At 74.0% G+C, this 12,466-nt stretch carries 13 protein-coding genes; 6 read left to right on the forward strand and 7 right to left on the reverse strand.

Annotated elements, in window-relative coordinates; translation table 11 throughout:
- Nucleotides 1-41 precede the first annotated feature (41 nt).
- Together MPTA5024_RS25970 and MPTA5024_RS25975 are read right to left on the reverse strand one after the other, a co-directional pair.
- Nucleotides 42-1,235, reverse strand: a complete 1,194-nt coding sequence (locus MPTA5024_RS25970) for a sensor histidine kinase (protein WP_051458637.1) — start codon at nt 1,233-1,235, stop codon at nt 42-44.
- A complete protein-coding gene (locus MPTA5024_RS25975) occupies nt 1,232-1,882 on the reverse strand; it encodes a response regulator transcription factor (RefSeq protein WP_036328856.1) in 651 nt (216 codons plus the stop codon). The genes MPTA5024_RS25970 and MPTA5024_RS25975 overlap by 4 nt, the downstream gene beginning before the upstream one ends.
- Nucleotides 1,883-2,004: 122 nt before the next feature.
- Here MPTA5024_RS25975 and MPTA5024_RS25980 point away from each other — a divergent pair, with 122 nt between their 5' ends.
- The 6 genes from MPTA5024_RS25980 (at nt 2,005) to MPTA5024_RS26005 (ending at nt 7,354) form a co-directional block, all read left to right on the forward strand.
- Nucleotides 2,005-2,526 carry a hypothetical protein gene (locus tag MPTA5024_RS25980; RefSeq protein WP_036328859.1) on the forward strand — a complete coding sequence of 174 codons (522 nt, stop codon included), beginning with the start codon at nt 2,005-2,007 and terminating at the stop codon, nt 2,524-2,526.
- Nucleotides 2,527-2,537: 11 nt separating this feature from the next.
- Nucleotides 2,538-3,623, forward strand: a complete 1,086-nt coding sequence (locus tag MPTA5024_RS25985; RefSeq protein ID WP_051458685.1) for a peptidoglycan-binding protein — start codon at nt 2,538-2,540, stop codon at nt 3,621-3,623.
- Entirely contained in the window at nt 3,620-4,300 is a 681-nt protein-coding gene (locus MPTA5024_RS25990; RefSeq protein ID WP_036328863.1) for an ABC transporter ATP-binding protein, read from the forward strand. Before MPTA5024_RS25985 ends, MPTA5024_RS25990 begins: the two co-directional genes overlap by 4 nt.
- 38 nt (nt 4,301-4,338) lie before the next feature.
- Nucleotides 4,339-5,514 (forward strand): ABC transporter permease, encoded by a 1,176-nt coding sequence (locus MPTA5024_RS25995; protein WP_036329510.1) that lies wholly within the window; start codon nt 4,339-4,341, stop codon nt 5,512-5,514.
- 196 nt (nt 5,515-5,710) lie between these two features.
- A complete protein-coding gene (locus MPTA5024_RS26000) occupies nt 5,711-6,838 on the forward strand; it encodes an SMI1/KNR4 family protein (RefSeq protein ID WP_198167371.1) in 1,128 nt (375 codons plus the stop codon).
- Between the two features lie 210 nt (nt 6,839-7,048).
- Entirely contained in the window at nt 7,049-7,354 is a 306-nt protein-coding gene (locus MPTA5024_RS26005; protein ID WP_036328867.1) for a PASTA domain-containing protein, read from the forward strand.
- Between the two features lie 47 nt (nt 7,355-7,401).
- Here the strand turns inward: MPTA5024_RS26005 and MPTA5024_RS26010 are convergent, their stop codons facing one another.
- From MPTA5024_RS26010 to MPTA5024_RS26030, 5 genes are all read right to left on the reverse strand, one after another.
- On the reverse strand, nt 7,402-8,220 hold the full coding sequence (locus tag MPTA5024_RS26010; protein WP_036328869.1) for a MerR family transcriptional regulator: 819 nt from the start codon (nt 8,218-8,220) through the stop codon (nt 7,402-7,404).
- Nucleotides 8,221-8,240: 20 nt separating this feature from the next.
- Nucleotides 8,241-9,233, reverse strand: a complete 993-nt coding sequence (locus MPTA5024_RS26015) for a DUF2332 domain-containing protein (RefSeq protein WP_051458686.1) — start codon at nt 9,231-9,233, stop codon at nt 8,241-8,243.
- A 45-nt stretch (nt 9,234-9,278) separates the two neighbouring features.
- Nucleotides 9,279-11,165, reverse strand: coding sequence for an AfsR/SARP family transcriptional regulator (locus tag MPTA5024_RS26020; RefSeq protein ID WP_051458639.1), 1,887 nt, complete (start codon nt 11,163-11,165; stop codon nt 9,279-9,281).
- Between the two features lie 369 nt (nt 11,166-11,534).
- Nucleotides 11,535-11,792 carry a GlsB/YeaQ/YmgE family stress response membrane protein gene (locus MPTA5024_RS26025; RefSeq protein ID WP_036328870.1) on the reverse strand — a complete coding sequence of 86 codons (258 nt, stop codon included), beginning with the start codon at nt 11,790-11,792 and terminating at the stop codon, nt 11,535-11,537.
- 74 nt (nt 11,793-11,866) lie between these two features.
- Nucleotides 11,867-12,466 (reverse strand): hypothetical protein (locus tag MPTA5024_RS26030; protein ID WP_036328872.1); only part of this gene is annotated, 600 nt, incomplete at its 5' end.

Raw genomic sequence — 12,466 nt, forward strand, 5'->3', positions numbered from 1 at the left:
CCCCGGCCCTTCGGGTGGCGGGAGCCGGTCTCGGGAGGACCTCACTCCAGGCCCCCCGCATCAGCCGCGGGGAGGGTGACGGTGACGGCCAGCCCGCCCCCGGCGTTCGGCGCGGCCGTGACCGTGCCGTCGTGCGCGCGCACGATCGACCGGACGATGGCGAGGCCGAGGCCGGCCGATCCGCGTGACGCCGTCCGGTCGGACGCGAGCCGCTGGAACGGCTCGAACAGCCGGTCCACCTCCGCGGCGGGGACGACGTCGCCGCTGTTGCGGACCGTGACGACCGCCGTACCGTCGCGGTGGCCGGTGACCACCTCGACCCAGCCGCCCGGGCGGTTGTGCCGGATCGCGTTGTCGACCAGGTTGCGCACGAGGCGGTCGAGCAGGACCGGGTCGCCGGTGACCGGGGCGGGGCGCAGGTCGGAGGTCGCCGACAGCCCCGCGGTCTCGGCCTCCTCGTCCGCCTCGCCCAGCGCACCGGCCGCGGCGACCGCCAGGTCGTGCGGCTCGTGCGCGATGACGCCGCTGTCGCTGCGGGCCAGGGCCAGCAGGCCGTCGAGGAGGCGCTCGGCCCGGCCGGTCGCGGTCAGCGTGCGCCTGCCCATGGCCTCCCACTGCGCGATCGTGCTCTCCCGCTTGGCCAGCAGCACCTCGGCGCCCGTACGGACGATCGCGAGCGGGGTGCGCAGCTCGTGCGAGGCGTCGGCGACGAACCTCCGCTGGCCGGCGAACGACGCCTCCAGCCTGGCCACCATCTCGTCGAAGGTGTCGGCCAGCTCCTTGATCTCGTCGTCGGGCCCGGTGAGCGCGACGCGCTCGTGCAGCCGGTCCTGCGAGATCCGCCGGGTGGTGGCGGTGAGCGTCCGCAGGGGCCGGAGCATCCGGCCGGCGACGACCCACGAGACGCCGAACCCCGCCATCGCGGTGATCGCCAGTGCGATCGCCGAGGTCCCGGCCGTGTTCAGCAGCGTGGCGGTGCGGAGCCGCGCGACCTCGGCCTGGTCGCCCCGCATGCTTTTGAGCTTCTCGTCCACCAGCCACCCGTCCCCTGGGGGCGGGTCGTCGGCCACCGCCTGCATCTCGGCCTGGCTGGGGCCGTGGATGTTGGTGTAGAGGCTGTGGTAGAGCAGCGCGTAGTTGAGCCCGAGGAGCGCCGCGCAGGTCGTCACGAGCACGGCCGTGTACACCAGGGCCAGCCGGAGCCGTATCGACGGGTGCCGCAGGATCGGCCTCACAGCCGGTACCCCGCTCCGACGACGGTCTCGATCAGCGGCGGGTCGCCCAGCTTGCGCCGCACCCGGGCGATGGTGACCCGTACGGTCGCGGTGAACGGGTCCGTGTGCTCGTCCCAGGCCCGTTCCAGCAGGTCCTCGGCGCTGACCACACGGCCGTCGGCGCCCATGAGGATCTCCAGCACAGCCAGCTCCTTGGTGGTGAGCGGGATGACGCGGCCGTCGCGGGTGACCACCCGCCGGGCGGTGTCGAACGTCAGGCCGGCGCGCCGCAGGACGCGCGGGGCGTTGTTGGCCCGTCGGGCCAGCGCGCGTATCCGCAGCACCAGTTCCTCGAAGACGAACGGCTTGGGCAGGTAGTCGTCGGCGCCCAGGCTCAGGCCGGCCACCCGGTCCGCCGCCTCCCCCGCCGCGGTCAGCATGAGGATCCGGGCGTCGCCGCCGCCGGCGGCCAGCGCGGTGCAGACCTGGTCGCCGTGGACGAGCGGCAGGTCGCGGTCGAGCACGACCACGTCGTAGCGGTTCGCGCCGGCCTTGTGCAGTCCCTCGACCCCGTCGGCCGCGAGGTCGACCGCCATGCCGTGGTCCCGCAGCCCGTCGGCGACCTGTTCGGCCAGCAGCGCCTCGTCCTCGATCAGCAGCACTCGCACCTGACGTCCTCCCGGCTCAGAGTCTCGGCCAACAGGCATAACACCGGTGTTACAGGCACTGTGACGGTGCCGTTGCGGGCCCGCTGCTCCACTGGAGCCCATCGGACCAGAGGAGATTGTCGATGAGAAGGATCCTGGTCGCCTGCCTGCCGGCCCTCGCGCTGGTCACGGCGGCCGCCTGCGCCGCGCCGGACGACGGGAAGGGCGTGGCCTCGCTCGGCGGCGCCGCGACGCCGCGTCCCACGTCCAGCCTGAGCCTGGTGGAGCAGGCCGTCAGGTACGCGCGGTGCATGCGGCAGCACGGCGTGCCGCTGCGCGACCCCGAGGTGAACGGCGGCAGTGTGCGGATCTACGGCGCCGACCGCGGCCTGGTCGACAAGGGCGGCGTGGACGCGGATGTGCTGGACCGCGCGCAGGAGGAGTGCAAGTCGTACCGCCCCGTGCTGCCGGCGGACGAGCAGGCGCGCAAGCGGGCGGGAGGCCTCGACTACTCCCGCTGCATGCGGGCCCACGGGGTGGAGGACTTCCCCGATCCGGATCCGGACGGCCGGTTCTCGCTCCCGGAGGAGCAGACCGACCCCGACTACGACCAGGCCAGGGCGACCTGCAGAGCCCAGGGCCAGTCGGCCCGGCCGACCCCGTGAGCGCGACGGCCGTGACGAGCCCGCCGACCGGACGACGTACGCGACGTGGCCGGGCCGTCGCGGTGACCGGCGCGGTCGCCCTCACGGTGGGAGCGGGCGCCGTGGCCGCGATCGGGCTGGGCGGCGGGACCACGGCCCCGCGGACCGGGGTGGACCTCCCGCCCGCGACGGCCACGGTGACGCGGCAGACGATGCTGGAGACCGACGAGCTGCCCGGCGACCTGGGATACGGCGCGACGGCGACCCTGCCCGGCCGGATCCCGGGCGTCATCACCCGGGTGCCGCTGCCCGGCGCCGTCGTCCGCCGGGGCCGGCCGATCTACCGGGTGGACGACAGGCCGGTCGTGCTGCTGTACGGCGCCGTCGCCGCGTACCGGACGCTCGGCCCCGGCTCCGTCGGCCGCGACGTGCGGCAGCTCGAGCACAACCTCAAGGCCCTGGGCTACGGCGGGTTCACGGTGGACCGCACGTACACGACGGCCACGGCGATCGCGGTGACGCGGTGGCAGAGGCGCCTCGGCCTGCCGCAGACCGGCCAGGTGGAACAGGGCCGGGCGCTGTTCGCCCCGGGCCCGATCCGGGTCGACGCCGTCACAGCGGGGGTGAACCAGTCGACCGGCGGCGGGCAGGAGGTGCTGCGGTACACCGGGACCGGCCGCGTGGTGACGGTCCGGCTGGAGGTGTCCGAGCAGCGGCTGGCCCGGCAGGGCGCCAGGGTGCGGGTGCTGATGCCCGGCGGCGCGAAGGTGGCGGGCCGGGTGGAACGGGTCCACACGGTGGTCGCGCAGCCGGCCACGCCCGGCGGTCAGGCCGAGACCATGCTGGAGGCGACCGTCACGCTCGAACGGCCGGGCGCGGCCAGGAAGATCCAGGCGGCCGTGGTCACCGTGGCCTTCACGGCCGCCGAGCACGAGAACGTGCTCACCGTCCCCGTCGCGGCGCTGGTGGCGCTCGCCGAGGGCGGGTACGGCGTCGAAGTCGTTCAGGGATCCGCCACGCGCTACGTCAGGGTGTCCACCGGCCTGTTCGCGAACGGCCGCGTCGAGGTCACCGGGGACGGGCTGCGTGAGGGCATGACCGTGGGGATGCCGCGATGATCGAGCTGACCGACGTGACGAAGACGTACCCGGGCGGCGTGCGCGCCCTCGACGGCGTCACCCTGACCATCGGCGCCGGCGAGCTGGTCGCGGTGGTGGGCCCGTCGGGGTCGGGCAAGTCCACGCTGCTGCACATGCTGGGCACCCTCGACCGGCCCACCTCCGGCGGCGTGGTGGTCGACGGGTACGACGTGTCGCGGCTGTCCGACCGCCAGCTGTCGGCCCTGCGCGCCACCCGGATCGGGTTCGTCTTCCAGCAGTTCCACCTGGCCGCGGGCGTACCGGCCCTCGACAACGTGGCCGACGGCCTGCTCTACGCCGGGGTCGGCCTGGCCGGGCGGCGGCGGCGCGCCCAGGCGGCGCTGGAACGTGTCGGGCTCGGGCACCGGCTCGGCCACGAGCCGCACGAGCTGTCCGGCGGCGAGAGGCAGCGGGTCGCGATCGCCCGCGCGGTGGTCGGCGGGCCCGCCCTGCTGCTCGCCGACGAGCCGACCGGCAACCTCGACTCCGCCTCCGGCCAGGGCGTCATGGCCGTGCTGCGGGAGTTGCACGCCGGCGGCACGACCGTCGTGGTCATCACCCACGACGCCGAGGTGGCGGCCGGGCTCGACCGGCAGGTGCGCGTGCGCGACGGCCGGATCGAGAGCGACGACGCCAGGGTGGTGACCTCGTCGTGACCGCGTACCAAGGGCGTGCGCGGCTCGCGCCCGCCCGCATGGCCCCGCGTGACGTGGCCCGGCTCGCCGCGGCCGGTCTGCGGGCGCGGCCGGCCCGGGCGCTGCTGTCGGCGCTCGGCATCGCGATCGGCATCGCCGCGATGGTCGCCGTGGTCGGCATCTCGTCGTCCTCCCGGGAGGAGCTGAACCGTCAGCTGGCCGCGCTCGGCACCAACCTGCTCACCGTCGCCCCCGGGCAGACGGCCGAGGGCCGGGACGCCGAGTTGCCCGCGGAGGCCGAGGCGATGATTGCGCGGATCGGCCCGGTCACCGCGGTCTCGGCGACCGGAACGATCGGCCAGGCCGCCGTGTACCGCTCGGACAGGATTCCCCGGGTGGAGACGAACGGCCTGTCCGTGCTGGCCGTCCGCACGAACCTGCCGCGGACCGTCGGCGCCACCCTGCGGGGCGGCGCCTGGCTCAACGGCGTCACGGAACGGTACCCGGCGGCGGTGCTCGGCTCCGCCGCGGCGGAGCGGCTCGGCGTCGGACGGGCGAGCCCGCAGGCGGTGATCCTGGTCGGCGGCGAGCGGTTCACGGTCGTCGGCGTGCTCGACCCGGTCGCGCTCGCGCCCGGGTTGGACACGTCCGTCCTGGTCGGCTGGGATATCGCCACAGACCTGTTCCGCTTCGACGGGCGGGCCACGACCGTGTACACCCGGGCGCGGGACGACCAGGTCGAGGCCGTGAGCGCCGTCCTGGCCGCCACCGCCGACCCGGAGGCGCCCGGCGACGTCACCGTGTCGCGGCCCTCGGAGGCCCTGGCCGCGCGCCGGGCGGCCGACGCCGCCCTGAACGGGCTGCTCCTCGGCCTGGGCGCGGTGGCGCTGCTGGTCGGGGGCGTCGGGGTGGCCAACACCATGGTCGTGTCGGTGCTGGAGCGCCGGGCCGAGGTCGGCCTGCGCCGGTCGCTCGGCGCGACCCGGGGGCAGATCCGGGTGCAGTTCCTCTCGGAGTCGCTGCTGCTGTCGGTGCTCGGCGGGACCGGCGGCGTCCTGCTGGGCATCGCGGTCACGGCGGCGTACGCCGCCTCCCGGAACTGGCCGGCCGTCGTACCGCTCTGGGCGACGGCCGGCGCGCTCGTCGCCACCACGCTCATCGGCGGCGTCGCCGGGCTCTACCCCGCGATCCGCGCCGCCCGCCTGTCCCCCACCGAAGCCCTGGCCACCCCCTGACCGGACGCGGTCCGCCCCACCTTTTCTCCGCGCGCATGTTGCCCGCGGTCGAGGAGCTGGGCGGCCGGGCACGGCGGAGGCGGGCTGCACGCCCTCGCGGTGTGGGACGTGTGAGGGACGCCATCGCCCAGCGCGATGTCGGTGGCACCTGATGGAATTCGCGGGACCAGATCGTGGGACGTGGGAGGAACCCGCCGTGGACCGTCACGAATGGAGGCCGTTCCTTCAGCGCTGGAGCGAGGAGTGGCGCATCGCCCACCCGGACGAAGAGTCGGACGGGGACCCCTGGCTTGGATGCCCGCCCGCCACCGAGGACGAGGTAAGGGCCCTTGAAGCGCGTCTCGGCTGCGTGCTGCCCCCATCGTTCCGAGAGTTCTTATTGGTCACCAACGGCTGGCGGCACGCAGGCAAGTTCGTCCGGAGCCTGCGCGGCACCGAGGAGATCGGCTGGCTGACCGACCTGGAGCCGATGTGGGCCGAGGCCTATGCCGATTGGGATGAGGCGGACGCCGAGCCCGCGGCGGCACGGTCGTTGCTGATCTCTCTGGAGGCGGACGCCGGCGTCGTCTACCTCGACCCTGGCGACGTCGACGAGCGCGGTGAGTGGGCGGCCTACGACGTGTTCTCATGGACGGCCATGGGCCCCGACCGGCACGGCTCGTTCTACGAGAAGATGTACGACTTCTATGCCGGATTCCACGCCCTCGACCGCCCACTGTGCGAGACCCAGCGTGAGTGGGACGCCAAGGTCGAGGACGCCCGGGTGGCGAGCCTGCGCGGCGAGGTGGACCGCCCGCTGAGCGTGTTCGCGCAGGCCAAGCGTTTCGGCCGGGACCGCGCCTCGTTCCTGGACTTCCAGATGCGGACGTTGTTGAGGGAAGAGGACGACGACCCGTTCTACCGGCTGCTCGCAAGCAACGACACCCGGTCGTGGACTCTCGACGAGGACCTGTTCGCCGCGCAGGTCCTGCCACTGCTGTTCGCCAGGCACGAACGGGCCCGCCGCTTCGGCTCGGGTTCCCTGCTCCAGTTCCTGCGGGACCGCGGCCCACAACGGATCAGGCACCTGATCGACAGTCATCAGGTGGAGAGGAAGGACCCGGGATTCCGGCTCTGCTTCGGCAACCGGGACTTCGACGTGGCCGCGCACGCCGCTCTCGACGCCGGTGAGGACGCCTGGCCGCGCCTGCTCGGCGCCCTCGTCCACTGGCGGCCGCTGCACGGTGATCATGTCGCGCCGATCGCCCTCCTGGCCGACCCCAGGGCAGCCCGCCTGATCACGCCGGAGCGCGGACGCGAACTCCTGGCCTCCAGCCGGGGGTGAACGCAGTTCAGGCGCGGCCGCGGAACCAGCGGCGGCGGCGCATGGAGGTCGCGGCGGCCGGTGATGATGGCCGCGGCGGCTGCGTACGCTTCGCGGCTGATCCTCGACAGCTGCGAGTGGGGCGAGCGGGTGGCGGTGCGCTCGGTCGCGGGCGCCGGGCACTGCGTCTGGTAAGGCGAAAAGCGGCCGCGCGAACGTAGTGTGGCGGTTGTGGGCTCGGCCCTGGACCGCGACAACGTTCACGCGTTCGTCTGCGAGGTCGTCGAATGGGTCGTCGACCGCATCAGGCACGCCGAACGTCTTCCGCGACGGTCCCGCCACGTGCGGCTCCCCGACCTCACCGGCCTGCCCGTGCCGGAGGCGCGGCTGCGGGCGATGGAGGCGGGCGTCACGCTGACGCTCGTACGGACGCAGCCGAACCCGCCTCCCGTCCCGGGCATGGTGATCGAGCAGAGTCCCGACCCCGAACGGCGCGTGCGGCGCGACAGCGCGGTCACGGTGTGGCTGAGGTTCTGACGACGCGAAGGGGCCCCCGACCTCGGCCGGGGGCTCCGCGCCGGGGATCAGCGGTCGCGTGAGACGGCCTCCTGCAGTTCGGTGACCCAGGTGGCGGGGTCGCCGTGGCCGTACACGAGGTACACCTCCCGGGCGAGGCCGATGCTGCGGTAGCCGTTGTCCTCGATCCACTGGGCGAGCCGCTGCCCGGTGCCGTCCACGTCGTCCATGGAGCCGTGGTGCACGATGGTTGCCGCCTCCTCGATCGCGGGCAGATCGACGATCTCGAAATCGTGGACCGCCCCCGGCTCCGCGTTCACCGGCGCCCCGGCGTGGACCAGCACCCCCTCGGGGACCTGCTCGTAGTAGGCGACGGCCGGGCCCGTGACGGCGAGACCGGCCTGGTGGAGCCGCATGAACAGCTCGTCGTACAGCGGCTGGATCACCGGCCCGATCTTGTCGGGCTCGTAGCTCTCCGCGACGCCGCTGAGCTCGGCGAGGCGGACCGGGGGAATACTCTTGATCACGATGTCCACGGGCATGACGCCCTCCGTTTCGATCATGCGGAGCCTCGCCTCCACCCTGGCCAGGCGTGCCGTGTCCTCCGCCATCCGCGCCTCCAGCTCCGCCCGGCGCAGCCGCAGCATGCCGTGCAGCTCCTCCGGGCCGACCTTCTCCTCCAGGATCGTGCCGATCTGCTGGAGGCTGAGGCCGAGGTCCTTGAGCGCGATCAGCCGGTTGAGCCGGGACAGCTGCCCCGCCTCGTAGTACCGGTAGCCGGTGACGTGGTCGACCCTGGCGGGGCGGAGCAGTCCGAGCGCGTCGTAGTGCCGCAGCATCCGGACCGACACCCGGCCGAGACGGGCGAAATCTCCGATAGTGAACATGACGCCCCCGGTCTACGGCCTCACACGGTGTCAGGGTCAACCGTGTCACGAGAGCCGGGGTCGCGCCCGAACCAGACCATCGCCTGGCCGTGGGACCGAGTCCAGGCGAGCGGCGTGCCGTCCAGCGCGAGCAGGTTGTGCAGGGCCCCGCCGGGCGGCGCCGGCACCGCGCCGTGACCCGGCACGTCGTACGGCAGCACGCCGGCGGCCTCGTTCGAGATCCAGTGACCGGGCAGGCCGCGCACCACCTCGGTGAACGCCTCCCGCCGCGGCCGCGGCACCTGGTACAGCACGGAGGTGTGGAACACCACCAGCGTCGCACCGGCCGGCGCCCGCGCGGCCAGGGCCGGCAGGTCGTCGGCCAGGTCGCCGCGCACCAGCGGCGGCGGCTCCGCCGCGGCGACGGTGGCCGCGGCCCGCAGCCTGGCGCGCCGGTGCGCGTGCTCCGGCCAGATGAGGGCGTCGAGCCAGGCGACGTCCACGGGATCGGTCACGTCGAGGGGGTTCAGGTCCAGCCCGGCCCGCCACACGACGGAGGGCAGACGGCCGGGCGGCGTCAGCCCGGTGGCCGCGCACTCCAGGAGCGGCTCGCCGGAGCCGATGGCGTGGTCGCCGTACCGGTAGGCGTACCGGTCGGGGTAGAGGCAGAGCCCGGCGGACGCGCCCACCTCCAGCAGCGCGAGCGGCTGCGGCAGCGCTGCCAGCACGGGCAGCAGGACGGCGCACCGTCCGGCCTCGTTCGTCTGCGTGGCCCGGGTGCGCATCTCCGCCTCGATCGACGGCCAGTTCCCCACGACGTGATCGTGGAACGCGGGCGGGTCGTCCACCGGGCCGCCGAGGAGCCGTAGGACGCCGAACAGCAGGTTCGGCTGACGCCGGGCCGCCGGCAGCCCGCCGAGCAGCGCGAGCACCTCGTCGTCGCGGGAGACCGCGTGCGCCAGCCGCTCGTACACGGCCGACACGCCGTGCGCCTCCCGCGCGGCGAACTCGGCGTACTGCTCCGCGGTATCCATGACCCGATCGTCTCCCAGCTCGGGCGCCGGCGCCATCGGCCGCGGTCAGCCGTTCAGGGACGTCCCGGAACGGCGGACGTCGATCAGCTCCCGTTCGGCCCGCGGGAACGGGCCGCGCCCTCCCCCGGGCGCCGCGTCGCACCGATCGGCGCACTCGCGCTCCCACGCCTGGCGCCTGGCGAACGCCTTGACCAGCCCGAGGTACTGATAGGTCCCGTACGGCCCGGGCATGACGAGGTGCGTGTCGGCCAGCGACTCCAGCAGCCGGTACGCCCGGGATCGCGGGACGCCGAGCAGCGCCGCGACCGCCTCCGCCGTCAGCTCGCCGTCGGACAGCGCGCCGAGCCGGAAGGCGGCGGCCTCCTGCGGGTCGAGCCGGCCCTGCGCCCGCAACAGGGGCTCCTCGATCAGCGGGCAGCCGCCGTAGTCGGCCGGAGCCCGGTACAGGTCCTCCTCGATGCGCAGGCGGAGCTCCTGCAGCGTCCAGTGCGGCCTGGCCTGCAGCAGGTCGGCGGCCACGCGTACGGCCACGGGGTGGTGCGAGCACAGGGCGACGAGGTCCAGGGCGTCCTGCCGCTCCCCGAGGACCCTCCGGTGCCCGGCCAGCCGGGCCAGCATCTCCAGCGCGTCGGCCGGGGACAGGACGTCGAGCCTCATCCAGCGGGCGGACAGGTCGTACATGTGCCGCCAGGTGGTGACGATCGCGGCCGAGCCCGGCGCCGCCGGCAGCAGGTGGCGGATCTGGTCCGCGTCGCGGGCGTCGTCCAGCAGGATCAGCACCCGCCGATCGGCCAGCACGGTCCGCCACAGCGCCGCCCGGTCCCCGACGCCGGCGGGCAGCCGCTCCTCCGGCAGGCCGAAGGAGCGGAGGAACGAGCCCAGCACGTCGCCGGGGCACGCCGGCCGGCCACTGGACGTCCCGAGGTCCGCGTAGACCTGGCCGTCCGGGTACCGGTCCCGCAGCGCGTGCGCGGCCTGGACGGCCAGCGCCGTCTTCCCCACGCCGCCGAGCCCGGTGATCGCCACGACGGGCGTCCACCCGCTGGGCCGGAGGGCGTCCTGGATGGCGGCCAGCTCCGCCTCCCTGCCCACGAAGCCGGGCGGCGCGGCCGGCAACTGGGCGGGCGGGCAGTCGGGGGTCTGGACCGGAACCGCCCGAGGGGCCGGCGCGGCCAGCCCGGGGTCCGAGACCAGGATCCGCTGGTGCAGCTCACGGAGGGCGGAGCCGGGGTCGATGCCGAGCTCCTCGGCGAGCAGCCGCCGCACCTCGTCGTACACCGCCAGCGCCTCCGCCTGCCGGCCGGACCGGTACAGGGCGATCATCTGCAGCTCGCGCAGCCGCTCGCGCATCGGCTCGGCGTCGACGGCCTCGGTCACCTCCTCGCACACCTCGGCGTGCCGGCCGAGCTCAAGGTCGAGCTCCAGCCGTTCCTCGAGGACCGCCACCCTGCGCTGGACCAGGCGGGTCCGCTCCTGGTCGACGTAGTCGCCGCGGATCCCGGCGAGGGGCGAGCCCCGCCACAGGCGCAGCGCCGCCCGCAGACGGTGGGCGGCCTCGGCGGTGTCCCCCTCGGCGCGCACCGCCTGCGCCTCGCGCACCTGCGCCCGGAAGGAGTCCCAGTCCACCTGAATCATGTCGGCGGAGACGGCGTAGCCGCCGCCCGACGACCGGATCACCTGCTCGCCGTCCCCGGAGGAGGACACGACGCGGCGCAACCGGCAGATGTAGGTGCGCACGACGGCCCGGGCGCTCAGGGGCGGGCGCTCCCCCCACACCGCGTCCATGATCTCGTCGGACGACACCACCTCGCCCTCCCGCAGCAGCAGAAGGGCGAGCACGGCCCGCTGCTGGGGTGCGCCCAGATCGAGCTCCACGTCGCCGCGCCACGCCTGCACGGGCCCGAGCAGGGCGACCCGCAGTCCGGTGCTCATCGCCGGCCGTCCCCCGTCATGACCCCGGCCCCTGCTCGTGCTTGCACGGGAAGCCGCCGCTCGTCCCCGGAGGTCCGGACGTCGGGGACGGCGTCGTCGGCGGCTTCGAATCTGGACAAGTGATCACCATTCGGAACTGGAGTCGTCGCGAGCACGGTGGGCGGTCGCCATCATATGGATGTCGCAGCCCATCTATCGCACGGGGGGCGTGCCGCCCCCGCTCCGCCCCGGTCCCCGTCCGTCTCCGCCCGGTCACACGGCGGAGGCGGCCGTCGCCGGAGCGCGCTGCTCCCGCCACGGCCGCCTCACGATCGCCGGCACCCCTGAGCCCGGCGTCCGTCACGGAGGCGCTGTCCCGCCTCCGGGCCCTCATGACCTGCTCTTCGAGCCCATCTTCGCCACGATCGACACGCACACGGCGGCGAGGACGACCTCCACGATCAGCACCAGCAGGAGCTTGTCGGCGAAGCCGAGGAGGTAGGCGAGGCCGCTGCCGACGGCCGCGGCGACGATGCCGGAAAGGATGGTGGCGACCCAGCCGATGTCCTGGCGCCCGGGGAGGACCAGCCGGCCGAGGCCGCCGACGATCAGACCGCTGATCAGAGCGCCGATAAGGGCGGAAATCATTTCATTCTCCTTTAAATAAGTGTTCTTCAGGACGTAAGCGGGATGGCCGTCGGTGGGCTGGAGAGAGGGGCGTCCTACTTGGCGAGGTCGCCGCACGTGAAACCGGGCCTGCGATCGGGGTCGAGCTGGATCTGACTGAGGTTCGTCGTCTCCATGGGCCTGCGGAAGGTCTCGAGCTTGTCGCAGTCGTACAGCACGTACGTGCCGTCGCTCTCGCCCAGCAGCATCATCCAGCGGCCGTCGTAAAGCGGCTTGTCGGTGTCGGCGCTCTTCAGAACCGTCCACTGGTCCTGGAAGCCCACGGCGCTCAGCAGTTCGCTGGCCTGCCCCGTGTCCTGGACGTCGACCGCGCCCTCGACGAGCCCCAGGATGAGCAGGAAGCCCAGGCCGACCCCGGTCAGGCCGCCGACGAGCACCTTGATCCCCGCCCGGCCCACCGGCTTGCGGCGCAGCAGCCGGAACGGGATCAGGAAGGCGAGCACGCCCAGCCCGACCGCGATGACCACCATGACGATCAGGTCGAGCTCGCCGAGGATGCGGAAGACGCCCCAGTAGGTCGCCCCGCACCACACCGCCGCCAGCGCGGCCGCGATCCAGGGACGTCTCCTGATCGCCTGGACGAGCCGGCCCGCCGCGCCGCCGGTCACCCTGTCGATCAGCCAGCCCACGCCGAC

It is taken from the genome of Microbispora sp. ATCC PTA-5024, from assembly GCF_000511135.2.
GTDB lineage: Bacteria > Actinomycetota > Actinomycetes > Streptosporangiales > Streptosporangiaceae > Microbispora > Microbispora corallina.

Coding starts and splice junctions, on each gene's coding strand:
- MPTA5024_RS26010 (WP_036328869.1), bottom strand. CDS start 8,220: ATGTTCACTATCGGAGATTTCGCCCGTCTCGGCCGGGTGTCGGTCCGG.
- MPTA5024_RS26020 (WP_051458639.1), bottom strand. CDS start 11,165: ATGAGCACCGGACTGCGGGTCGCCCTGCTCGGGCCCGTGCAGGCGTGG.
- MPTA5024_RS25990 (WP_036328863.1), top strand. CDS start 3,620: ATGATCGAGCTGACCGACGTGACGAAGACGTACCCGGGCGGCGTGCGC.
- MPTA5024_RS25980 (WP_036328859.1), top strand. CDS start 2,005: ATGAGAAGGATCCTGGTCGCCTGCCTGCCGGCCCTCGCGCTGGTCACG.
- MPTA5024_RS26025 (WP_036328870.1), bottom strand. CDS start 11,792: ATGATTTCCGCCCTTATCGGCGCTCTGATCAGCGGTCTGATCGTCGGC.
- MPTA5024_RS25995 (WP_036329510.1), top strand. CDS start 4,339: ATGGCCCCGCGTGACGTGGCCCGGCTCGCCGCGGCCGGTCTGCGGGCG.
- MPTA5024_RS26015 (WP_051458686.1), bottom strand. CDS start 9,233: ATGGATACCGCGGAGCAGTACGCCGAGTTCGCCGCGCGGGAGGCGCAC.